This is a genomic window from Candidatus Chloroploca sp. Khr17, assembly GCF_004138165.1.
In the GTDB taxonomy this organism is placed as follows: Bacteria; Chloroflexota; Chloroflexia; order Chloroflexales; family Chloroflexaceae; genus Chloroploca.
The window spans coordinates 48,644-71,450 of the sequence record NZ_RYFF01000010.1; the positions used below are offsets into that span (position 1 = coordinate 48,644).

Below are 22,807 nucleotides of genomic sequence, written 5' to 3' on the forward strand. Positions count from 1 at the left end.
CAAGGCTACTTCACAATGGGGTTAATCGGGGTGTTTGCCCCGAAGCCTAATAAATCAGGGTGTTCGTTTAGGTTACAGGAGGTGTACGGATGGCCGTCACACGAGGCTGGTTCTCAGAGTCGTCAGCGCAAGTTGCGCAAATCGGCGACATCATGTTCCAGGGTCACTGGCAGTGGGTGTCGAATGCACTCCAGGCCACGTCGGCAGCGGTCGAGAATATCAACCGCAACGCCTACCCCGGTATCTCTCGCAGCGGTAGCGGCGAGGGTACGTTCACCGCTCCGGATGCAGGCTTCCGCCCGAAACGCATTCGGTCGCGCTTCAACCGGTAGCACGTTGTCCGTAGTCCGTAGTCCACGATCTGTGTGCTTCACAGGTCGCGGCCTACGGACTATCGGCTACAGGCCTTCCTCATGATCAGTTTACTCTATCATAGCCATACCGTAGTTCCCGCCCATCTCGCTGAGCTTGAGGCGATGCATCTTGTCGAACCCGATGAGCAGATCCTCGTGGCGTTCGATGGGGTCATCCTTGATGCCAATGGGCAGCGACTCAGTGGGCCAACCTTGCATGATTATTGTCTGTTGACGAGCCTGCGCGTGATTCTGTGGGCACGCGATTATGGACAGCATCTCTGCTGCGCGTTTCCGCTCGCTGAACTGACGTCTGTTGAAGGTGTGGGGCTCGATCCGCTCCACGCGCAAATTACCATGACGTTTGCGGCACCTGATGAGGAAGAACAGCAGTTTACGCTGGCCCTGTTGCCCCTAGTGAATCTGCAGGCTGCTTTGGTGTTGATGCGTGCAGCCAGTACTGCCGCACGTGAACTTGCTGACCATGGGGTCGATGCGCGTGAGGCTGGGCCTGAAATTATGGCGGTCTTGAGTGAACAGATCTATGGGCACGTGGATGGGTTGCGGCCCAATGAGACTCCCTATCGCTGGCCCGGTGCGGCGGTTGTTCAGCCGACTCTGAGCCCTACACCTGCGTTTGCCCACGATCCCGCGAGCTTGCCGCCAGGTCAGATTTATGCGGCTGGTCGCCTCGCTCGTTCGGCCTGGGATACCCTTCGCCGTTCAATTCGTGAAGCTGATTTGCCGCTCCCGTTTGATCTGAATGGTAATAGTTTACGTGAGTTGACCGAGACGATCCGCGCAGTTAATGATCTTGTGCATACGGTGTCAAGTAGCCCGACGGCCCAGCAGATGGCAATGGCGTTCCTTAATCGCAATAATAATGCCCAGGCTGCTCCGCCGTCTCCTATGGCAACCGCTGCTGACTTTGCCGCTGAGGCATGGCAGGCTCAGGTGCAACCTGAACCGGATCTTCCTGCGGCTGCAGTGCCACCATCACCGCCGAATGATTATCATGAGATCCCGTTGCGTCGTCGCAATACGTCTCCTCTTGATGCTGTTGTTCCTGTTGCTGAACCGCCTGTTGAGACGGTTCAAGCCGTGCAACCGGTGGTGGAACGCCGTCAGTCGCTTGCCGACCGCACTCCATCAGTTGCCGCTGCGCCTGATCATCGCGAGATTCCTTTGCGCCGTCGTAGTAGTTCCTCGCCGACAGCCCGTACGTTTGGTCAGGGTCATCGTACCCCGGCTATGAGTGGCTCAGGTGACGCCGGTTTGGAAGATCGCGCTATCCCGCCCGAAGACCGCCGCCCATAATGGACTCGGTGCGACCGGTTGATGATGGTCGCTTAGTAGCTTATTTAGACTAGATAGGGAGCGACTATGAGCACTCGCCCGTATCTCGGCATCAATGTGAACGCGGCTAGCGCTGATGAATTGCGCTACCGTGGGCTGCTCGAGGAGGGCGAGATTCTCCTCGCCCTCTTCGATGGTGTGCTGTTGGACGAGCGCCGCCGACGTGTTGGTGGCCTGGCCCTCTCCGATTTTGTGGCCCTTACCGAACGTCGGGTGATTACCTGGGCTCGTGGCTTTTTTAACGATACCGTTGATAGCTTCGAGTGGAAGGATGTCGATGTCGTTGAGGCTGAAACTTGGGATCCGTGGCACGGCCGCGTGACGCTTGCGTTCCGTTTGCCTGCGGTTGCCCCCCGCAAACGCCGTATCGCGGTCAATGGCTCCGTTGAGGATCCTGGCAGCGGTGAACGCTTGGTGATCAATACGCTCGATTATATGCCGACCGATGATGTGACGATCTTTGCACGCATGGTCGAGTTGATCGGTGATCAGATTATTGCCAGTGTTGGCGGCGAAGAATTGGTCGCTGCGTTTGTTGAGGCCTTCCCTGGCGTTGAGCACGAGCCCCTTCAACCATTCTTTACGGCACCTGAACCGGCCCCGCCCCCTGTCGCTGAGCCTCTTCCCGAGGCAACGCAGACCCGCAAACGCTGGTGGCAGGTCGGTAGCGCTGGGGAAGAACAGCGTGAACTGGTTCCTCCGACGACGCCTGGTAATCTGATTGCCGCGTATGAAAGTCAGCGTGGCGGTGCTCCCGCTGGCAGTGGCATCTCGCCGCTCTCTTCGACTGGCCCTATTGGTCCGTTGCCCAATTTGCCTGAACAGCCGAGTATGTATGAGGTCAGTCGCTCGCTGCGTCTGGTGCTTGAAGCACCTCGTAAGCTGGCCCGTGGCCTCCGTCGTGCGACCGAGGCTGTGGGTGGGGCAAATGAAATGGTGAGCGGTCTCCAGGATCCGCGTGTCCGTCGCAATGCGATGCGGGGCCTCTATTATGCCGCTTCTCAGCAAGAGTCTGAGGGCGGGCCGTTTGCGCCGGTCGCGCCAGTGGTGCGTGCGGCTGTTCGTTTCGCCGAGCCGCTCGAGGATGAACAGGCTGACCAGCAACAGTCGAAGCGTATTCAGGTTCGTGCTGCTGTTCGTCGTGCGCCTCCTTCTACTCAGCAGGTTGCACCCGAGGCGAAAATGTCGCCTCCTCCAACGGTTGCGCAACCTCGTACACCGCCACCGTCAATGGAGGCCGATCGCCTCGATCCGCAACGCCCCGATCCGGTTAAGCGCTCGATTAGCGTGCGTCGGATTGAGACTGCCCCTCAACCAGTCGCCCGCGAGGAGTCTGCTCAGGCTGAACCGGTTCAGCCTGCTGCTGATCTTTCGCCAACGCTTGACCCTAATCGCGCTGCACCTGTGCGCCGTATTGCTGTTGGTCGCCCTGAACGGGTGCTCCATGCACAAGAGACGGTTGAATCTGCGGGTCCACGCGTCATTAGTTATAATGGCAATGGCGTCCATCATGCCGAGGATGAATGAGCAAGCAAGCCAGGTGGTGAGGTCAGGCCTCACCGCTTGTGCTCGTTGGCACGAGGTGTCAACGATGAAGGCAGGCGTCTGGGGTGTGTGCCCCGGAAAAGCACCAGAGCAGAAGTTTGTGGTGATCTACCATAGCTCTTCTGCCAGCAAAGAGACACTATGACGCGCGTCATTATCTATTCAGGCAAAGGTGGAACCGGTAAAACCACCATCTCAGCGGCTACGGCTACCTTGTTGGCTCGCACCGGACGGCGTACGCTCGTTCTCTCTAGTGATCCGGCGCACTCGCTGGCCGATGCGCTTGGTACTGAGATTAGCCGCGATCGCCCAACGGCGATTGCACCCCGACTCTATGGCCTGGAGATAGATACGATTTATGAGTGGCGCCATAATCTGGGGGGCTTTCAACAGTTTGTGGCCTCAACCTATTCGAATCGGGGCATTGATCGCTCGACCGCAGCGGAACTGGCGAATCAACCTGGCCTCGATGAGATCCTTGCCCTCCAGCGGATGATGACTGAGGCTGAGAGTGGGCGCTGGGATGCGATCGTGCTCGATACGGCTCCAACAGGCAATACCCTGCGCCTCTTGGCCTATCCCGAGATGATTATCGGTGGCGATGCCGGTAAGAAGTTCTTTCGGGTCTATCGGGGCCTGGCGAATTTTGCGCGCCCCTTTAAACGCGATCTCCCCGATGACCGTTTCTTCAATGAGGTCGGGTCGTTGCTGGAACGGATGGATAAGCTCGCGAATTTCTTGTTGAGTCCTGAGATTTCGGTGCGCCTGGTGCTCAATCCCGAGAAGTTGCCCCTCCTTGAGACCCGCCGGGCCTATACATTCTTGAATCTCTATGGCTTGATGGTTGACGCGATTATGGTCAATAAGATTTTGCCCCTTCGCGCTGACCTTGGCCCCTATTTTGATTATTGGGTGAGCCTCCAGCGAGGCTATCTGCAAGATATTGATGATAGCTTTATGCCCACCCCTATCTTCCGTACCGTTTTGCAAGAGGGTGAGCCGATTGGTATGCCAGCCCTTGAAGCTATCGGGCGGGCCACGTTTGGTGAGCACGATCCAGGGGCGCTGCTCTTTGATGAGCGCCCGATCTGGCTTGAGCAGTGGAGTGAAGAGGGTGAGCCGGGACGGTATGACCTCTGTATGAAACTGCCGTTTATCAATGAGGAAGAAGCGGTTGATTTGGTGCGTAGTGGGCCGGATCTCGCTGTATCGATCGGCCGTGTGCAACGTACGATTGCGTTGCCGCGCATCCTCTATTCATGTACCATGGGGAACCATCGTTATGAAGAGGGTGTGCTGCGTTTGGAGTTCTGCGAGGGTACCGGTGATGAGGCTGGTCTCCCCATTGAAGAAGAACCCGATAAGTTGCGGGTTGAGGCAGCATAATCATGAAGTTATTGATCTTCTCCGGCTTTAGCCAGATCTTGCAGAGTACTGCCGCTATCGCCTCGGCCTGCCATGCAGCTCGTCGTGGGCAGCGTGTCCTGCTTGCTTCGGTTGGGCCGGGGCATGTGCTCGGTTCGTTGCTTGGTCAGAGCCTGGGATCACGTCCGATGGAGTTGGAAGCGAATCTGGCTGCACTGGAAATCAATGCCCTCAGTGAGCTCGGAGCACGCTGGGACGATGTCCGTCCGTCGTTGCGCAGTGGTCCCGCAGCGAAATTGCGCGAGCTTGGCCCCGAAGAACTGCCTTCGTTCCCCGGTATGGATGCGATCGCAGGGTTGCTGATTGCGGAAAAAGCCCGTCAGACCGGGCGCTTTGATCTGGTGGTGCTCGATGGTCCTTCTCCCGAAGGCCTCGTGCGGGCGATGACGCTGCCCGATGTGTTGCGCTGGCTGACCCGCCTGATCTTTGGGCTTGACCGTGGTGCGGGACGTTCGCGTACCTCCCAAGAGGCGGCGTTTATCCCTGCCGCTCTGCTTGGCCCCAATGCCGTCGCGCCCCTCCAGGATCTGCGCGTTGAACTTGAAGTGCAACGCTCTCGCCTTGATGCCGCGACTGGTACCCGCGTACGCTTGGTGGCAACGAGTGATGAATTGGTGCTCCCTCCTACCCGTACGATGCTGACGGCCCTCGGTCTCTATGGGCTCGCAAGTGATGAACTGCTCGTTTCAGGCGAACCCTCGACGGTCAGTGATGCGACGCGCCTCGAATTTTCACCCGAGACAAGCAAGGCGCGCCCACATTTGCGTATCCATCCGCTCGTTTCAAGCCCTGCTAATGGTGATGATTGGGCCCTGCGTGGGGCCGCACTCTATCATGATGGCGAAGTCTTTGACCCCGCAAAGTCGCCCCGTGAATCCGCAGGCGATCGCGAGGTGAAGTTGCATATCCCCTTCCTCGACTCGAAAGAGTTGGATATTGCGCTGGCAAGCGAAGAAGTTGTGGTTCGCCTTGGCCAGTTGCGCCGCCACGTGCTGCTGCCTGGCATTGCGAGTGGTGGCCGTTTGCGTGCCAAGGTCGATACCGATGAAGTGCTCCGGCTTTGGGTTGAGTGAGCGTTTGCCCTCTGGAGAAGTAGCGATGCTGAACGAAGAGACGAGCCAGTCAGTAACAAGGTTGGGCACAGGGATTCCCACCGCGCCAACGGCAAAATATAGCACCTATCGGGAAGAGGTCGCAACGAAACTCGCAGGTAAGTTGAGCGCCCGCGAGCGTCGCCGCCTCGAAGCCGAAGAATATCTGATGAGTCGGGCCAACTTTGTTGAGTTGAATGGGGTTGTGCACCATTATATGGATGTCGGGCCACGTGATGGCGAACCGCTGGTGCTCATTCACGGCTGGGATTGCTCTTCGTACTGGTGGCATCATATTATTGACCCCTTGGCTTCGGTTGGCTATCGGGTGATTTGCTATGATCTCAAGGGTCATGGCTTTTCCGATACCGATCCGCGCCGTGATTATACGGTCGCCGGGTTTAGCAATGACCTGCGTGCCCTCGGTGAGGCACTGCAGTTGCCGCCCCACCATGTGTCGGCTTTCTCGCTCGGGGCGTTCGTGGCTCTTCACTATGCCGATGCGAATCCTGATCGGGTGCGTTCGCTCACCTTCTTTAATTTTAGTCTGATTCCTTATAATCGTGTAGCCTCGGCCCTGATCCCCGGCATGCTCGACACTGTCTTTAATACGGTGCTGCGCCCGATCGAGCGTCGTGGCCTCTGGTGGATTCCTTATGTCTATGCGCTCGTCGTGCTGTCAAAGAATACCGCCCCGGTGAGTGATGTCAAGCTGGCGACGCTGAGTCTCCGCTGCTGTGATCCTGCGGCGGTGCGTGTCTCGGCTCAGGAATTGGCCCGACGTGAGATCCTCGAAGCGGTCGCCGCGCAGATGGCTCGGGTTCAGCATCCTACGTTGCTCGTGGCAGGTTCAGGTGATCCGATTATGCGTCCCCAGGGGGGGCGTAAGCTGATGCAACTCGCCCCCAATGGACAGTATCTCGAGGTGCCACGTTGTGGGCACTTGATCCTTTTTGAACTGCCCGAACAGGTTATTCAGATCCAACGCCTCTTTTTGCGGGGTGTGCGCGAGTAGTTTTGGATTGCAACTCACGGCATCTCAGTTCGGCTGAGGTGTCTCAGAAACTGGAAAGTGCCAACGAGGAAGTCATATGCAGCTACTGCTTCGAGCAAATGGTCAGCAAGCCGTGATCACTATGGAGCAAGCCGGCGATCAGGTGTTGATGGTGGGCGAGTACCGCTATCGGCCTGCACAGATGGCCCGCAAGGTGCGGCGCTTTGCCGGTGCCATGTGGGGGGCTGATCTGGCAAGTGATATTCTCAATGAGAGACTCACCTTTGAGGCGCTTGATAGCGGCAAGCCAGGTGGCCCCTGGACAGATAGTGGCAGTTTTTCGCCACGCAGTGGTTCGTTTGTGAGCCTCGGTCGCTGGGACGAAGATGGTACGGTTGGCATTGCGCTCCACGAACTGGCTCACGAGATGCACCTCCGCCGCGGTGGGTATGATGCTTCTGATGGTGTTGTCCGCGAGGCTGTGTCGCTGATGGCCGAGCGCGAGGCTGACCTTGAGCGGACATTTGAGCGTGAACCGTACTATACGGCAAGCAATCTGGTCAGTCAACTTGCCGCCCTGAGTGCTTTTAGCCGTCAGCCGTTTCATAAACGCTGGGATGAGCTTATGGAGTTGACGAGTGATACGGGCTTGTCTGATCTGGTCAATTTTTACCTTGATAAGAGCGAGCGCTTTGGTCTTGAACGCTGGTTGAAGCGTTTTACTGAAGACCTCGATTTGCGCGATGCTATCTTGGGGAAATTGGCCGCGACGACATTGCGCTATAGCCTCGAATTGCGCCGCAAGCTGATTGGCAATCTGGTACGCTGCGGCCCTCAGGTGCAACCTGATCAACTCGCGTACGTGCTTGACTCGATCATCACGCTTGACCGACGCTACCCTGGTGATGACCTTGGTCGAATTATTGATTTCTGCTTCGCCCCCCATATGCAACCGAAACGGCGGCTCCTGGCGCTGGGGTAATGTGCGCGGAACACCGCGCTTATGATTGAGAGGACAGGCATATGTCCAGTTCAAATTCGTACAGCTGGATGCCGGAGTGGTTACGCAAGTTCTTGAACCTTGATAGCGAGCCAACAAGCTATGGTTCGGCAAGTAGCGTGAGCACACAGTCCAGTTATTCGCCACCTGCTCGTCAGTCGTTCAGCTACACGCCACCTCAAGCGACCTATACGCCGTCTACCCAGGCGACTTATACGCCGCCTGAGGCGACTTATACGCCGTCTACCCAGGCGACCTATACGCCGCCTTCTTCAGGCGAGGCGTCAACGGCTAACAATGCAGAGACACCACCGCGTTTTGCGATTGAAGGCTCGTGGAAGCCGAACACGCCACCCCCGCCGGCTCCACGTACCAATGGCAATGGAAGCGGCAATGGCAATGGTTCCTCGTACAATCTCGAAGGCTATGTTCAACCGATTGGCTATGGCGTCCGTACCTATCTACGAGGGTCGCTGCCACCTCAGGGGCTTGAGCAATTTACTCGTGAATTTCGGGCGACCCTGACGGATGTCTGGAATTTCTATAGCTATTGGACACGCTTCCAGACGGATGAATTGGTGCGTATTGGCCGTGAAGCGGTCGATACCGTGATTGAAAATCTGCCTGGTGATAGTTCGGCCAGTAGTGCGCCGACGGTGCGCCGTATCAAGGTCAATATGGCCAATGGCAATGGGCAAAACAAAGCTTCGGTAGCCCCTGAGGCCAAAGCAACCCCTGAGGCCAAAGCGGCCCCTGAAGCAAGTGATGGCCCACCGCCACCTGCTGCTAGTGATAAGCCAGCCGATGCATCGGACAGTGCCGCGCCAAGTCCATCTGACAAGAACAAGAAGCGGCGATGAGTTCGCTTGAAGGAATGGAAATGGGCGCTGTGCAATGCAATTGGGGGCCACAGGCCCCCACTCTACCGTGTAGCCCTTGGGTTGCATAGCTTGAGGAGAGAAGAGTATGCATAGACCAATTGTTATTGTAGGCGGGTGGCTTTCATCGCCAGGGGACTATCTGGGGTTTGCCCGGATTCTGGCTCAGCCCTCTTACAATCGCATTGTCTATATTACTGATTTTGGACGAACCCAGTGGGCAGCGTTGCGTGATCCCGATTTTACGCCGATCCTGAATGTTGTGGCCCGTACGGTTGAACTGGCGTTGCACGAGACAGGTGCCGAGCAGATTGACCTGATTGGACATAGTGCCGGTGGTCGCGTTGCGCGGGCGTATCTTGGTGACCAGCCGTACCATGGGGTGGTCTACAATGGTCAACGCCACGTGGCAACCTTGACGACGTTGGGAACCGCCCACACGACGTATGAGGTCTGGGTTCAAGAATTTGCCGGAATGGTCAATGGTCGCTATCCGGGGGCTTACTATCCACATATTCGTTATACCTCGGTGGTTGGGCGGAGTGTGCAGGGCAAACGTCTGGGGACACCCGAAGAGATTCTTGCCTTCCGCTCGTATGACGTCTCGTTTGGCGATGGTAACCAGCTTGGTGATGGCATTATTCCTACCCATGCCTGTTATCTTGACGGAGCCGATAACTTGGTGCTTGAAGGGGTGCGCCACGCACCCTACAATGCCCCACGGACATGGTATGGCGCACGCGATGTCGTGCTGGCCTGGTGGGAAGGCAGTAGTCTTGATGAGACGGTGCCTCGTAGCCAACCAGCACTGCTGAGCGGTCTTGCGCATGGGTAGGGTCGCAAGAACTGGTCAAAAATATTGACCAGGACTTGCTCGTTTTGTACTATAATACAATTGCATGTTCAAAAGGCTAAGTGACCGACAAATTCTGTATGCAATGGCCCTGGTCAGTGGTATCTCACTCGTATGTTATACCGCCGTACTCCGGCTCTGTCGACTTGAAGCACAGGAGCATCAAGCCGAGCGCGCCGCACAACGCACACGATTGGCGAATCTCGCACACGTGCTTGACTGGGTGATGAACGCGATGGTTGCCATCGTGGGAATTGGAAGACTCTTTCGCGAAGAGGATTTTGGGGGGCAGCATCAGCCCCGGTGGCTGAAGATCTATTTTATGATTACCGGCCCACTCCCAACCATTGGCATGGTTGGTGCGATGATCACGGGTCATCGTTGGGGGCCACAACTTGGGAGTGATCCCAGGCGGCGATCCATCCATCGGGCGTTTGCCTGGGTTGGCTATATTAGTTGGTGGCTCAGTTATATTCCTATCTTTGCCCAGCCACTGCTCAACCGCATCAGTGAAGAGCGGGTCGAAAGTTCGAGACCGTTAAGTGAGTAGAAAGACCACAGACATGACCAGTGCGGAGGCACAGTTTCGTTGTTTTCCGAATTGTCGCTGCATGAGCGATGATGCTGAACTCTACTGTTCTATGGAACGGGCCTATGAGATGGTCTTCAAAGGCACCGTTGACTTCTTTGTGATCAAAGCGGCGTACGATCTTGATTTGTTCGAGGCTATGGCGAGTGGGCCTCAGGAGGTTGAGACGCTGGCAAACGCAACTGGCAGTGTCCCGATGCGTCTTGAGCGGTTGCTGATCACCATGGAACAGATCGGCCTGACGCACCTGCACGAAGGGATCTGGGCGCTTACCCCATTTGCCGAGCAGTTCTTTACGACCCCCGAGCAACATCGCAACATGACGATGCTGCCCTTTGTCAGCTATATGACTGACTTGATCCAGACCTACTATTCTAGCCTGGCCGATGTGACCCGTGGCAAGATGGATTTTACCAGTCATGTGCCCCATCCGCCTCGTACTCGCGAAGATAGTGTCTTTTATGAAACAATCCATCGTAGCAATATCCACTTTGTGCAGAAGTTCTTGCGCGATCAAGCCAACTTGAACGGGGTTGAGCGACTCACAGATGTTGGCGGTGGCATTGGCGATATTGCGGCATCGCTGTGTGCCAAATACCCCGAGTTGCAGGTGACCCTGATCAACTTGCCGAGTGCGCTTGATCTGGTGCGTGAGAATGCCGAGGTGCGGGGGGTTGCAGGGCGAATTAACCCGATTGCGATCGATATGTATCGCGACCCCTATCCCAAAGCTGATGCGGTGCTCTTTGCGCGTATTCTCTACCCAATGAATCGCCAATTCTGCACGATGCTGCTACAGAAGGCGTATGAAGCCCTGGAGCCGGGTGGGCGCGTGCTCGTCCTTGATATGATTATCAGTGACCGCAGCAAACCAAATTATGACTATCTCACCCATTATCTGTGTGGGATTGGGATGAACTTCTCGGTACTCGAATTCAAAGATCACGCCATCTATCCCGAATTGCTGCGGGAGATCGGGTTTGATGAGGTGACGTTCGCCGAAGGGTATGATCATGTGCTCTATCAGGCGGTGAAAGTCTGATTGTGTACGCGTAGTGTGGGCAAGCGACCATATCTGAGTGTTAACATGCTCTCTACTTCTGAAAAACAGGTGCCACTCGGCAAAAAGATCAGGGCTCATATTGATCTGGCTGATCCGGTGACATGGATCTCGCCTTCGATTGTGACGATCTGTGGTGCCCTGGCATCCGGCCCATTGATTGGTTTTCAGTGGACAAATGTGCAACACTGGGGGCTTGTCATGCTCGGGGCATTGATGACTGGGCCACTCGGGACGGGATTTAGCCAGAGCATCAATGATTACTATGATCGTCACCTGGATGCCATTAATGATCCTGAACGTCCCATTCCAGCCGGGCTCGTCACGCTCAATGAGGCTCGCCTGAACTGGATGTTTTTGGCAACAGCGACGCTGCTTGTCTCGTTTGTCTTTCAAAATCTCTGGATCGTCTTGCTGGCCCTCGGTGGGTTGGTTTTGTCGGTCGTTTATAGTATGCCGCCAATCAAGCTCAAAAAACATTTCTGGCTTGGTCCGCCTGCAGTCGGGTTGGGCTATGTCAGTATGAGCTGGCTGGCAGGACATCTTATTTTTGCCCCGCTCACCTGGGAGAGTGTGGTTGTGGCGTGGATCAACGGCGCACTCGCTGCGGGTTTGCTCTTTCTCAACGACATTAAGAGCGTTGAGGGTGATCGGCAGCATGGGCTGCAATCGCTCGCGGTGGCAATTGGGGTGCATAAAACGTTACTGGTCGCCTATGCGACAATTAATCTGTCGCAGGCGCTGCTGATGGTTCTGGCGATTGTGTGGGGTTACTATGCTATCGCCGTGTTTATTGGATTGTCAATCGTTGTCCCGATTTATAATCAAATTAAACTCTATCAGGATCCATCGCAGAAGAACTATGTGCGGTATTTGCTTGCGAGCAATCCGTTCGTAGCGATTATCCAGTTCTTGTCGGGCTTTATGGTCGGCGGCTACTTTCGGTGATTGCAGATGGTAGTTGCTGCTTGGTGGAAGCTGGACTGATGAATGGTGTCAGAGGCTTCCATCGCATCTGTAATCGGTAAGAGCACAAGGGAGGAAAACATGTCGGAAACCACAGGTGAAGTGAGAGTGCGTAGCGTCCGCCCACAGCGGAATGACAGCGCGATGGAGTCGGCAGTTGAGTTTGGTGGCGGGATCGTGCGGTTCGGCTTTTCGCTGGTCACGCTGCCGTTTGCCTTGCTCCCCAGCGAGAGCCGACAGCATATGCGCAATGCCTCCAAGGAGTTGATGTACGCGTTCGCCAGCCTGCCCAAAGATTTTGCTGATATCGCAGGTGAGGCTATTGAGGAGTGGGCCGCCCAGGGTGAGGATGCTCCGGCCAAGCAAGCGCCGAAGGATGAACTCGTTGCTGGGTAAGCGGTCTGAAGACGATAGAAGGAGTGACGCATATGAGCGAACAAACAGGCGTAGCCCGTACAGAGCGTGACGGTGTGTTCGAGATGGGCGCGGCATTCGTAGGAGGTGCGGCACGCATCGGTCTGACGATCGTCTCGGCACCGTTGGTGCTCTTGCCCCGTGGCTCACGCCGCCGGGTTCGTCGGGCGATGGTTGAAGTGGCCCGTGCGGTCGTTGTGCTCCCCAAAGAATTGGCGAATGTTTCGGAGCGAGTGGTGGATGACATTTTCACCGGCCCGGCTCCGACGCTCAATTTGCCAAATTTGCCAAGCCCTGACCGGATCGGTGAGCGTGCCCGTGCGTTTACCGAGCGTTTGGCGAAGGCTGCTGATGAGTTTGGGGCCAGTGTCGGGCGTGCGGCGAACCGTGCTGCCGATGGCGTCGAGCGCACGGCAGCGAAGGTGGATGAGTGGGTTGAAAAACCCCCGACGACGCCCTCGGCCTGAGATGACAATGGTCGTTCCCCTGAGGTGATGCTGTTTGCTTGCCTTGCTGAACAGGCAGCATCACTTCGCGCAGTGAGGATCGAGCCTCGCTGTGCGGTTGGGGCTAGATGACAATGGGCCTGGATTGGGGGCGGCTGGTCAGCCGCCCTTGTTGTCGTCATGAGCGTCGCGAAGGCTGCGAATCCGTGCATTGATTTTTCAAAATCATGGTATGCTATTGGTATGCAAATCATCATTCTAGGTGCCGGTTATGCCGGTTTACGGACCGCGCTCGATCTTGATCAGATGCTCCGTGAGCGTGGACGCGACGACAAGGTTGTTCTGGTTGATCATTTTTCGTACCATCAAATAGTACAAATTCTGCATCTTACGGCTACCGATAGATCGCCTCAAGAAAAGGCGATCTATGAGCTCGCTCCATTGTTGCGCAAGACGAGCGTTGAGTTTGTAGAGGGCCATGTCAAGCTCGTCGTGCCCGGTCAGCGTGAGGTGCAGTTTGATGATGGACGGGTTTTGACGTATGATCGACTAGTCCTTGCGCTGGGGGCCGAGACTGATTTTCGTGATGTGCCCGGGGCGCGTGAGCATACGTTTCCCCTGCGTACCTATCAGCACGCAGTGCGCCTTCGTGACCATCTGATTGCTCAGTTCGAGGCGGCCGCTCGTACGAATGATCCGGTGGAGCAGCGGATCTTGATGACGACGGCTGTGGTTGGTGGTGGCTATACCGGGTGCCAACTTTCGGGTGAACTCGCCGGCTGGGTGAGTGAGCTTTGTCAACGAACAGGGGCACCACGCGGGCAGGCGCGCATTGCGCTGCTGCACCGTAATCCACGTTTGCTCGAGCATTTTGAGCGTTCTTCCTCGCTTGAGGCTGCGCGAGTGCTCGATCAGTTGGGGGTAAGCATTTACCTTGATACCAGTGTGACCAGTGTTGAGCCGCGCTTGCTGCGGGTCAATGATGGGCGTATCTTGCGTGCGGCCACCCTGGTCTGGGCTGGGGGCATTCGTGCCCCGGCGCTTCTCGCGAACTCGGGGTTTGTGGTTGATGAAATTGGGCGGGTGCTGGTTGATCGGTATATGCGGGTTCACGACCAGGCGCTGGTCTTTGCTATGGGCGATTGTGCCGCGATTCCCGATGGCTCGGGTAGCGTGGTGCCGTCTACGGCGAGTTATGCGATGCGCCAGGGTGAGCATATGGCCGAGTCCTTGCTTGCCGAGGTGATGGGCCGCGCCCCCCGTTCGTATGAGCCGCTCAAACTTGGTGAACTGGTCTCGTTGGGTCCCAAAGATGCTGTTGGTAGCCCCCTTGGTCTTCCCGCCAGAGGCTACCCGCTTATTCTGCTCAAAAAAGGAATTGAGCAGTATTACCGTGCGTCGATTGAGAGTGCGTCGTTGTGAGGAGTTTTGTCTATGATTGTGCAAGAAGAGTGGGTCTCGATTACGACAACACCAGATGTTGTTGAACGCCATTTGACCGAGCCAGCCTTGATGGCGCAGTGGCGCTCACCGCTGGTGCAACTTCAACCTGTTGAGGGTGACTTGATGAGCCTCGGCAGTGTCCACAAGATGCGTCTGGTCTCACTGGGGTTGGCAGGTTCTGATTATACGGTGGTCGAACGTGACCGCGAACATATTTTGATGAAGATCAATGGCCTCTGGGAAGGTCAGGAGTTGTGGCGCTGGTTTGCCGATGGCTCGCGGGTGGTGGTGCAGAACCGGGTTGAATATGAAGTGGCGAATGATGGCCTGCGTGTGTTTGTGCTAGGCCTGGGGCGCTTCGTGGCGGATCTGGATATGCGGGTGCAACTCTTCCGCCTCCGTGAGTTGATCGAAGGCCCCGCCTCTGGGCGTTCGTCAGATGGTCGTGGCCCCCAACGGATTGTGGTTGAGGAATAACGTGTCGCGAGGCTCGCTCGACGGGGCGCTGGCTGAGGCCGGGGCCCCGTTTGTTTTTTCCTGAGGCGTTGGGTAAGGTTGTCTTTCTGTAACAGCTTTTCAACTGTTCTACCACACAAGAACATGCTAGGATAGCGGCATATGTTGTGAACTTGTGAGACGATCCTCGTCAGGAAAGGTAGCGGCATGGCACAGCAGCAGCAGCGCCGTTTTAGTACACGTGATGAAGTCTATTTGAATAGCCCAGGCTTTGAGAGTTTTATCGTGGCCGGGATGGTCTTTGCGGCTCTTTTTACGGCCATCTTTATCTATAGCATCAAAGCCCATAGCGAGTGGATGGTCTGGCCTGGGATTGCCATTGCTGGCGCAGCTTGCCTTGGAACCCTCAAGTTCCTGCAACGGCGCGAATATCAGCGTAAATTGGCTGAGCTTGAGGCTGAGCAAGAGTAACTGCAGGACTAGACGCACAAACTGCCAGCTTTGCTGGCAGTTTGTGCGTCTAGGCTTTCAAGCTTGGTTACCCGCGGATGGTGCGTTGGAACATCGAGAGGGCGAGCCAGGTACCGAGGATGGCAAAGAGCGTAACGACGGCGATGCTGAGGGCTAGCGGCAGGGTTGCGGTGGTGCCAAAGGCAAGGGTGCGGATGGCGTCGATCAGGTAGGTGGTTGGGTTGAGCAAGACAATGGCTTGCATCCAGCCTGGCAAGACGGCAAGGGGATAGAGCGCGTTCGAGGCAAAGAGCAAGGGCAGGTTGAAGAGAAAGATCATGCCATGGTAGCCCGCAATCGAACGTGAAACTGCAGCAACGGCGAGCGCAATGCCGCTGAAGCCGACCGCAAAGAGCCCGAGCAGGAGCAGTGAGACGAGCCAACCGGCCGGGTTGAGCGCGAGACGTGCGCCCATCAAGATGCCAACCAGCAACATGAGCACCGCCTGAAAGAGGGCTTTGGTTGCGGTACTCGTGGCACTGCCGAGCAAGATGCTGAGGCGTGGGATCGGGGCAGCGAGATACTCCTTCAGAATGCCACGCAGCCGTTCGTCGAGCATCACCATGCCCCCACCGACCGCCCCGCCGAGCACACTCAGCGCCAGAATGCCCGGGAGGATGTAGGACATATAATCGCGGCCCTCAATCTCGCTGATCAGGCCACGCATGCCCACTCCAAAGAGGACGACCCAGAGCACGGACTGCAAGGCGAGCCCGAGCAGTTCCTCGCGATTGCGGAGGAACTTGACCATGTGCTTGTTCCAGATGACATAGGTTGCGTACATCGTGGGGTCTTTCAATCACGCAGGGCATTGCCCGTATGGTGGAGGAACACGTCACCAAGCGAGGGCCGGGCGACGGTGACATCATCGATCTGAAAATGATTGGCACCTGCGCTCGCCACGATTTCGGCGAGACGGCGACTGCCACTATCGACATAGACCAGCACAAATTCGCCCAGGGTGTCAAGGTCAACCCGGAGGACAAAAGGGATGTTGTTCAGGTGGGCAACAAACTGATCACGCTCGCCGTGACCACGGATCCTGATCACATCGGCACCCAGGTTGCTCACGAGGGTAGCGGGCGCATCTTCAACTACCAGCCGCCCCTTGTCAACAATGCCGACCCGTGCTGCCAGTGCTTCGGCCTCGTCCATATAGTGAGTCGTGAGCAAGAGGGTCAGATCGCGGGTCTGATTCAGGTCGCGAATATAATTCCAGATGCCAACGCGGTTCTGTGGATCGAGACCCTGGGTTGGTTCATCGAGAAAGAGGATCTCGGGATCGGTCATCAGGCCACGGGCGAGTTCGAGGCGGCGCTTCATCCCTCCTGAGTACGTGCGGACACGGCGTTCAATGGCATCAGTGAGTTGCACCAACTCAACCAGTTCACTGATGCGGCGCTGGCGTACGGCGGCTGGTTGGCGGTAGAGGCGTCCGTGGATATCAAGAACTTCGCGACCGGTGAGATCCTGATCCACCACAATATCTTGAAAGGTCACGCCGATCCGTGTGCGTACCTGATTGGCCGCACGCACAACATCGTGCCCAGCAACAGAGGCAGAGCCAGCCGTTGGGACAATGAGCGTCGTCAACATGTTGATCGTCGTCGTTTTGCCGGCCCCATTTGGCCCGAGCATCGCATAGATGCTGCCGCGGGGCACTGCCAGGTCAATCCCAGCCACCGCTGTCAGGTCACCATAGCGCTTGACAAGTCCATGGGCTTCAATCGCAAATGTTGTCATAGGGTTCGTATCATGCTGGAGCTAGCTAGGCGAGCTGCTCTTCGATCCAATCAAGTTCAGCCGTAACGTGGATCAGATGATGGCGGATGATGGCAAGATGATCGGTGGGGAGTACCGTCGCAAGGCTTTTGAGTTTCTGCTGATGGGCCAGGATGTTTTGGCGGCGTGTTTCAAGCAAGGTACGCACCTCGGCAGGGGGGAGATGCTGGTGAAAGATCAGGCCAATATCATTGGCATAGGTTGGAGGGGTATAGGTGGCAAGATTGGCGCGTAGCAGGGCTTGAAAATGGGTTTCACCGGCGGGGGTAATGCGATACACGCGTCGTTCGGGGCGGTTGCCGGTGCGTTCGGTTTCTTCGGTAACATACCCTTCGTGGCGCAGACGCTCGAGCAGATAGTAGGCGGTTGAACGTTTAAGGTCAACACAGAACGCCATCTGCTCGTCAATAAACTCGTTGATCTGATAGCCGTGCATCTCTTGATGGCGCAGGAGACCGAGGAGCAAAAGCTGGCGTTCGCTGTGATCTGGCATTCGTCTGGCCTGCACTGGTTGGCTAACAGAAATAGTCAGACTTGAGTATAGCGAAAAAAGATTCCTCTGTCAAATCTCACCTCGTTCAGCGACGCTTGCGCTCAAGGTTGCACAAAGATCTGATACGACCCATTGCGGGCCGCAGCGGCATTGACGGTATAGCGCAACTGGCCGCGTTCATTGGTACGGACAGAGCCAGAGCGGGTGACCTGGAGATCGGGGCGAGCGGCGACGGTGAAGACAACCGATCCATCGGGTTGGAGCAGTGACAGGGCCAGATCGCCCGACTCGACACCAACGATGACGATCACCTGTAATTCCGTTGCGGGCATGCCCACATCAAGGGTTCGTTCTTGCTGCCCTTCGGCCCCCACAAAGGTTGTCAAGAGATTGCCACTGGCATCTTGCAGGTCAATCATCGTTGTCTCACCGCTGATCAAAAGGCATCCAGTCAACAGGAGCAGCACGATAGCCGTGGCGAGCGGGCGCAACCAGGTGAAGTGCTGGAGGGAGCGGTATTGTTTAGCCATACGACTCGGGCCGATAATCAACGTGATAGGTTTCAGTCTCGGGTACCGGCTCAACCTGGAGGGGGCGACGACGGATGATGCGAAGGCTCGTGCCGCAACGGGGATTCGCGCAAACGACGAGTGATCCTAGCGTAATATACTTCTGCAGGGCAAGCTTCTGCTTGCAGGTTGGGCATCTGACAAATTCGACGTTCACAGCGGTCCCTTTCAGGTAAAGAGCGCATCAACAAACGTCTGAGCATCAAAGAGGGCGAGGTCAGACATCTTTTCGCCGGTACCGAGATAGCGGATCGGTCGTTCGATATCCTGCGCAATAGCGAAAGCGATCCCCCCCTTGGCGGTGCCGTCCATCTTGCTAACGGCCACATCGGTGACCCCGGCAGACTTGAGGAACGCCTTGGCTTGCAAGACCCCATTCTGGCCGGTTGTTGCATCGATCACGAGTAGCACCTCGTGGGGAGCTTCGGGGATCTTGCGTGCGATAATATTGCGCATCTTTTCAAGTTCTTGCATCAGATTGAATTTGGCTTGCAGACGGCCTGCGGTATCAATAATGAGCACATCAACTTGCTGTTCGAGTGCCGCATCAATTGCCTTAAAGACGACTGCCGACGAGTCGGCCCCCTGACCAAGGCTAACACAGGGCACGCCAGCGCGTTCGGCCCAGGTCTCCAGTTGTTCGGTAGCGGCAGCGCGAAAGGTATCGCCTGCGGCTAACAGAATGCTCTTGCCAAAGCGAAACTTCATGCGGTGGGCGAGCTTGGCGATCAGCGTGGTTTTGCCGGCTCCATTGACGCCAACGACGAGGATGACAAACGGTGTGGGTGTCGTAGCGGATTGGGGGCGCACCTGATCCTGGAAGACGCGCACCATCTCGGCCTTGAGCATATCGCGGGCCTCACTTGCCTTTTTGGTGCCATAGCGGTTGACGCGGTCTTTGGTACGATTGACGAGATACTGGGTTGTTTCGAGGCCGACATCGCCTTGAATCAGTGCTTCTTCCAGTTCATCCCAGAGTTCTTCGGTAATCGGATCATCGGTCGCAAACATCTGCGCGATGCGTCCAAAGATACCCTGACGGGACTTTTCGAGACTCTGCGTAACCTGTTCCTCTTCAACTTTAGCTTCTTCTTCTGTGCGTGGCGCATCTTGTCCGCGCCCAAATAAGCGTTTGAACATAGGTTCTGGATTGATCCTTTTGGTAATTTAAGAACAGTCTACCGCAAATTATAGCGCCTTTCAGCGAACCGTGTGAGGCGAACCTAGGGTCAAAACTTGCCGAGCACGATCCTCTGTGGTACAGTAGGTTACTTTCCTCGTGCAAGCAAACAACGTGGGCTGATCGCTAGCGGATCAGCGTGAGCGAAGGTTGAGATCTATGCCGATAGCAATGATCGTTCATGGCGGTGCCTGGGACATCCCGGATGAGCAGGTGGAGGCGCACATTCATGGGTGCCGCGTCGCGCTGGAAGCGGGCCTGAGGATTTTGCGGGTTGGTGGGACAGCCTTGGAAGCGTGTGAAGCAGCGGTTCGCCTCATGGAAGACGATCCTATTTTTGACGCGGGCACGGGCTCGGTTTTGACTAGTGCAGGCACGGTTGAGCTTGATGCAGCCCTGATGGACGGTCGTTCGCTGCGTTATGGAGCGGTGGCTAATCTAAAGCGCATCCGCAATCCGATCAGTTTGGCACGTCGTGTGCTCGAAGGCCCGGCGACATTTATTGGTGGTGAAGGGGCCGAGCACTTTGCGGCCAGTTGTGGCATGCCTTTTTGTGACAATGCGGAATTGATTGTCGAGCGTGAAGTGGCTCTGTGGCAAGCCTGGAAGGCGAGTCGTCGTCAGGACGAAGAGAGCACGCTGGTGGCGCAACCCGATCCTGGTGTGGTGCATGGTCATGATACCGTAGGAGCGATTGCGCTTGATAAGAGTGGCAATCTTGTCGCGGCCAATTCAACTGGTGGCACCCCGTTCAAGCTTCCGGGCCGTATTGGTGATACCCCGATGGTTGGATGTGGTCTGTATGCTGATGCAACGATTGGTGGAGCGGTTTGCACTGGTTGGGGTGAAGGCATTGTTCGCGTGGCGTTGGCCCGCCGTGCAATGGAACAACTCGAGCGAGGTGTACCGCCCCAGACGGCCGCAGAAAGTGCGATGCATACCCTTGCCCGTTATGTGGATGGGGGCCGTGGCGGCTGCATCATCCTGACCCCGAGTGGTCAGATTGGCCTGGCCTGGAATACGCGACGGATGGCGTATGCCTACGCAACCGAAGATACTCCGCTTATTGCGGGGGTCTGATGGATTCTTGCTGTTGATTCGCCTAGACAGATAGACGTACAGCGGCTACAATGGTCAACGGCATTTTCCGCCTGTGGATCGAACGACCACAGCAGGCCGCTTGTAGCCCTGGCAAGCCTGAGTGAGGAGAGCACATGGTTCGGCTGGAACACGAAATTTTGTTTACCCCGATTCCCGAGCGTATCGCCCGTCTGCGCGAACTTGCCTACAACCTCTGGTGGACCTGGCACCCCGAGGCGCAGGATCTCTATCGTCAGATCGATCCTGATCTGTGGGAGCTTGATTACCACAATCCGGTCGATTTCCTGCGTGATGTTCGTCAGCGCAAGCTTGAAGAAGCATCAGCCAATGCTGGCTATCTCAAGCTATATGACGCTGTGATGAAGAGCTTCGATGGCTATGTTGGTGCAAAGAAGACCTGGTTTCGCAAGCACTATCCTGATGTGAAAGATGTGCAGATCGCCTATTTCAGTGCAGAGTTTGGCCTGCACGAGTCGCTGCCCATCTATTCAGGGGGCCTTGGTATTTTGTCAGGCGATCACGTCAAAGAGGCGTCTGACATGGATCTGCCCTTTGTGGCAGTTGGCTTTATCTATCCGCAGGGCTATTTTCGGCAGCGCCTTGATCCGAGTGGCTGGCAATTTGCCGAGTACAACAAGATGAACTTCGCAGATGTGCCTGCGATCCCGGCACTTGACCCCGAGGGGCACGAGGTTGTCATTGAGGTTGAGTTGCCCGGACGCACGATCTATGCGAAGGTCTACAAATTCAAGGTTGGGCGGGTCGAGTTGTTATTGATGGATACGGATATCCACCCGAATAGCCCGCAAGACCGCGAATTGTCGGCACGTTTGTATGGTGGCGATCAAGAGATGCGCATTTCGCAAGAGCTGGTGCTTGGCATTGGTGGGGTGCGTGCGCTGCGCCGTCTCGGGTATAGCCCAACAGTGTGGCATATGAATGAAGGGCACTCGGCCTTCCTGGTGTTGGAACTCTGCCGCGAACTGGTGGTTCAGGGCATAACCTTTGAAGAAGCGATGCAACAGGTGAAGACGCAGTGCGTCTTTACAACCCATACCCCTGTGCCGGCAGGCAATGATGCGTTCCCGTTGCCCTTGATCGAGCGTTTCTTCTGGAGCTACTGGCCCCAGTTGAATCTGACTCGTGATGAGTTTATGGCGATTGCGTTGCAAGAGCAGCAGTGGGGGCCGACCTTTGCGATGACGGCGCTCGCGTTGCGGGCTTCCGACTACCACAACGGTGTGAGCAAGCTGCACGGCCATGTCGCCCGCGGGATGTGGCAGTGGCTGTATCCGGGCAAGAGCCGCGATGAGGTGCCGATTACCTCCATTACCAATGGCGTTCATACCTCAACCTGGCTTGCGCCTGAATTGCATGAGCTATTCAATGCGTACCTTGGGAAGACCTGGGAAGACAATCTGGATGATCCCAAGGTCTGGAAGAAGATCTATCAAATCCCTGATGATGTGCTGTGGAATACGCGTCAGGGCCTGAAGAGCGAGTTGATTACCTTTGCCCGTGGGCGTCTGGCCGCGCATTACAAGCATCTTAACCAGAATGCTCCGGTCTGGCCGGTACTCGAAGATGGCATTCTAACCCTTGGCTTTGCGCGTCGTTTTGCGACCTACAAGCGTGCCACGCTCATTTTCAAGGATATCGAGCGGCTGAAGTATCTGCTCAACCGACCCGGCAAGCCGATCCAGATCATTTTTGCGGGTAAAGCGCATCCCAAGGATGATCCCGGCAAGCTCTTTATCCAGAATGTCTACCAACTGGCGCAGCAGCCAGGTCTGGCTGGGCGCATTGTTTTCCTGGAAGAGTATGATATGGCGGTCGGGCGGGCAATGACCCAGGGCGTTGATGTCTGGTTGAATAATCCGCGACGACCTTACGAGGCGAGTGGTACGAGCGGGATGAAAGCCAGCCTGAATGGGGCTCCCAATTGTTCGATCCTCGATGGCTGGTGGCCCGAGGCGTACAATGGTAAGAATGGCTGGGCTATTGGCGAAGAACGTGAGTATAGCAATCAGGATGAGCAGGATTGGAATGATGCGCAGTCGCTCTATCACCTGATTGAACACGAGATTGCCTCGACATTTTACGATGGACGTGATGCCAGTGGGGTGCCGACGGCGTGGGTTCAGATCTGCAAAGAAGCCATCGCTACGGTTGCGCCGGCCTTTAGTATGCGCCGTATGCTCGCTGATTATGTGCGCGAGTTGTATATGCCTGCGGCGGCGTCAGTGACCAAGTAGGCTTGACGTGAGGCCAGCGTGCTCCCTCCACCAGTAAGTAAAACTTAC

25 protein-coding genes are annotated in these 22,807 nt (G+C 56.3%); 19 read left to right on the top strand and 6 right to left on the bottom strand.

What is annotated here, in order from left to right:
- Positions 1-89: 89 nt before the first annotated feature.
- The 17 genes from EKD05_RS08285 to EKD05_RS08365 all read left to right on the top strand — a co-directional run bounded on the left by EKD05_RS08285 (position 90) and on the right by EKD05_RS08365 (position 15,340).
- A complete protein-coding gene (locus tag EKD05_RS08285; protein ID WP_097650419.1) occupies positions 90-332 on the top strand; it encodes a bacteriochlorophyll c-binding family protein in 243 nt (80 codons plus the stop codon).
- Between the two features lie 81 nt (positions 333-413).
- Positions 414-1,670 (top strand): hypothetical protein, encoded by a 1,257-nt coding sequence (locus EKD05_RS08290; protein ID WP_129671966.1) that lies wholly within the window; start codon positions 414-416, stop codon positions 1,668-1,670.
- 66 nt (positions 1,671-1,736) lie between these two features.
- The gene (locus tag EKD05_RS08295) at positions 1,737-3,236 is read left to right on the top strand and encodes a hypothetical protein (RefSeq protein WP_129671967.1); all 1,500 of its coding nucleotides are present in this window, start codon (positions 1,737-1,739) and stop codon (positions 3,234-3,236) included.
- 159 nt (positions 3,237-3,395) lie between these two features.
- Entirely contained in the window at positions 3,396-4,640 is a 1,245-nt protein-coding gene (locus EKD05_RS08300) for an ArsA family ATPase (RefSeq protein WP_129671968.1), read from the top strand.
- Positions 4,641-4,642: 2 nt separating this feature from the next.
- A complete protein-coding gene (locus tag EKD05_RS08305) occupies positions 4,643-5,752 on the top strand; it encodes an ArsA-related P-loop ATPase (protein WP_129671969.1) in 1,110 nt (369 codons plus the stop codon).
- Between the two features lie 25 nt (positions 5,753-5,777).
- Positions 5,778-6,785 carry an alpha/beta fold hydrolase gene (locus EKD05_RS08310; RefSeq protein WP_129671970.1) on the top strand — a complete coding sequence of 336 codons (1,008 nt, stop codon included), beginning with the start codon at positions 5,778-5,780 and terminating at the stop codon, positions 6,783-6,785.
- Positions 6,786-6,861: 76 nt separating this feature from the next.
- Positions 6,862-7,746 (top strand): hypothetical protein, encoded by an 885-nt coding sequence (locus EKD05_RS08315; RefSeq protein WP_129671971.1) that lies wholly within the window; start codon positions 6,862-6,864, stop codon positions 7,744-7,746.
- Positions 7,747-7,787: 41 nt separating this feature from the next.
- Entirely contained in the window at positions 7,788-8,624 is an 837-nt protein-coding gene (locus EKD05_RS08320) for a hypothetical protein (RefSeq protein WP_129671972.1), read from the top strand.
- A gap of 106 nt (positions 8,625-8,730) precedes the next feature.
- The gene (locus EKD05_RS08325) at positions 8,731-9,477 is read left to right on the top strand and encodes a lipase (protein WP_240695688.1); all 747 of its coding nucleotides are present in this window, start codon (positions 8,731-8,733) and stop codon (positions 9,475-9,477) included.
- 64 nt (positions 9,478-9,541) lie between these two features.
- Positions 9,542-10,045, top strand: a complete 504-nt coding sequence (locus EKD05_RS08330; protein WP_129671973.1) for a hypothetical protein — start codon at positions 9,542-9,544, stop codon at positions 10,043-10,045.
- A gap of 13 nt (positions 10,046-10,058) precedes the next feature.
- Positions 10,059-11,126: a bacteriochlorophyllide d C-20 methyltransferase BchU gene (bchU, locus tag EKD05_RS08335; protein ID WP_205703894.1), complete on the top strand. Its 1,068-nt coding sequence runs from the start codon at positions 10,059-10,061 to the stop codon at positions 11,124-11,126.
- Between the two features lie 45 nt (positions 11,127-11,171).
- Complete coding sequence (bchG, locus tag EKD05_RS08340) at positions 11,172-12,092, top strand: (bacterio)chlorophyll synthase (protein WP_129671974.1); 921 nt, start codon at positions 11,172-11,174, stop codon at positions 12,090-12,092.
- Positions 12,093-12,191: 99 nt separating this feature from the next.
- On the top strand, positions 12,192-12,506 hold the full coding sequence (locus EKD05_RS08345; protein ID WP_097650453.1) for a hypothetical protein: 315 nt from the start codon (positions 12,192-12,194) through the stop codon (positions 12,504-12,506).
- A 32-nt stretch (positions 12,507-12,538) separates the two neighbouring features.
- Entirely contained in the window at positions 12,539-12,991 is a 453-nt protein-coding gene (locus EKD05_RS08350) for a hypothetical protein (protein ID WP_129671975.1), read from the top strand.
- A gap of 222 nt (positions 12,992-13,213) precedes the next feature.
- Positions 13,214-14,392, top strand: coding sequence for an NAD(P)/FAD-dependent oxidoreductase (locus EKD05_RS08355; protein ID WP_129671976.1), 1,179 nt, complete (start codon positions 13,214-13,216; stop codon positions 14,390-14,392).
- A gap of 12 nt (positions 14,393-14,404) precedes the next feature.
- Positions 14,405-14,890, top strand: coding sequence for an SRPBCC family protein (locus tag EKD05_RS08360; protein ID WP_129671977.1), 486 nt, complete (start codon positions 14,405-14,407; stop codon positions 14,888-14,890).
- 186 nt (positions 14,891-15,076) lie between these two features.
- A complete protein-coding gene (locus EKD05_RS08365) occupies positions 15,077-15,340 on the top strand; it encodes a hypothetical protein (RefSeq protein WP_129671978.1) in 264 nt (87 codons plus the stop codon).
- A 67-nt stretch (positions 15,341-15,407) separates the two neighbouring features.
- Here EKD05_RS08365 and EKD05_RS08370 read toward each other — a convergent pair whose 3' ends face one another.
- The 6 genes from EKD05_RS08370 to ftsY all read right to left on the bottom strand — a co-directional run bounded on the left by EKD05_RS08370 (position 15,408) and on the right by ftsY (position 19,363).
- Complete coding sequence (locus EKD05_RS08370; protein WP_129671979.1) at positions 15,408-16,163, bottom strand: ABC transporter permease; 756 nt, start codon at positions 16,161-16,163, stop codon at positions 15,408-15,410.
- Between the two features lie 11 nt (positions 16,164-16,174).
- Positions 16,175-17,122, bottom strand: a complete 948-nt coding sequence (locus tag EKD05_RS08375) for an ATP-binding cassette domain-containing protein (protein ID WP_129671980.1) — start codon at positions 17,120-17,122, stop codon at positions 16,175-16,177.
- 25 nt (positions 17,123-17,147) lie between these two features.
- Positions 17,148-17,654 carry a PadR family transcriptional regulator gene (locus EKD05_RS08380; RefSeq protein ID WP_129671981.1) on the bottom strand — a complete coding sequence of 169 codons (507 nt, stop codon included), beginning with the start codon at positions 17,652-17,654 and terminating at the stop codon, positions 17,148-17,150.
- A gap of 101 nt (positions 17,655-17,755) precedes the next feature.
- Positions 17,756-18,184: a hypothetical protein gene (locus EKD05_RS08385; protein ID WP_240695689.1), complete on the bottom strand. Its 429-nt coding sequence runs from the start codon at positions 18,182-18,184 to the stop codon at positions 17,756-17,758.
- On the bottom strand, positions 18,177-18,380 hold the full coding sequence (locus EKD05_RS08390; RefSeq protein WP_129671982.1) for a hypothetical protein: 204 nt from the start codon (positions 18,378-18,380) through the stop codon (positions 18,177-18,179). The genes EKD05_RS08385 and EKD05_RS08390 overlap by 8 nt, the downstream gene beginning before the upstream one ends.
- An 11-nt stretch (positions 18,381-18,391) precedes the next feature.
- On the bottom strand, positions 18,392-19,363 hold the full coding sequence (gene ftsY / locus EKD05_RS08395; RefSeq protein ID WP_129671983.1) for a signal recognition particle-docking protein FtsY: 972 nt from the start codon (positions 19,361-19,363) through the stop codon (positions 18,392-18,394).
- Between the two features lie 199 nt (positions 19,364-19,562).
- Between ftsY and EKD05_RS08400 the strand changes: the two genes are divergently transcribed.
- Positions 19,563-20,483, top strand: a complete 921-nt coding sequence (locus tag EKD05_RS08400) for an isoaspartyl peptidase/L-asparaginase family protein (RefSeq protein ID WP_129671984.1) — start codon at positions 19,563-19,565, stop codon at positions 20,481-20,483.
- A gap of 134 nt (positions 20,484-20,617) precedes the next feature.
- The gene (glgP, locus tag EKD05_RS08405; protein ID WP_129671985.1) at positions 20,618-22,759 is read left to right on the top strand and encodes an alpha-glucan family phosphorylase; all 2,142 of its coding nucleotides are present in this window, start codon (positions 20,618-20,620) and stop codon (positions 22,757-22,759) included.
- Positions 22,760-22,807: the final 48 nt, after the last annotated feature.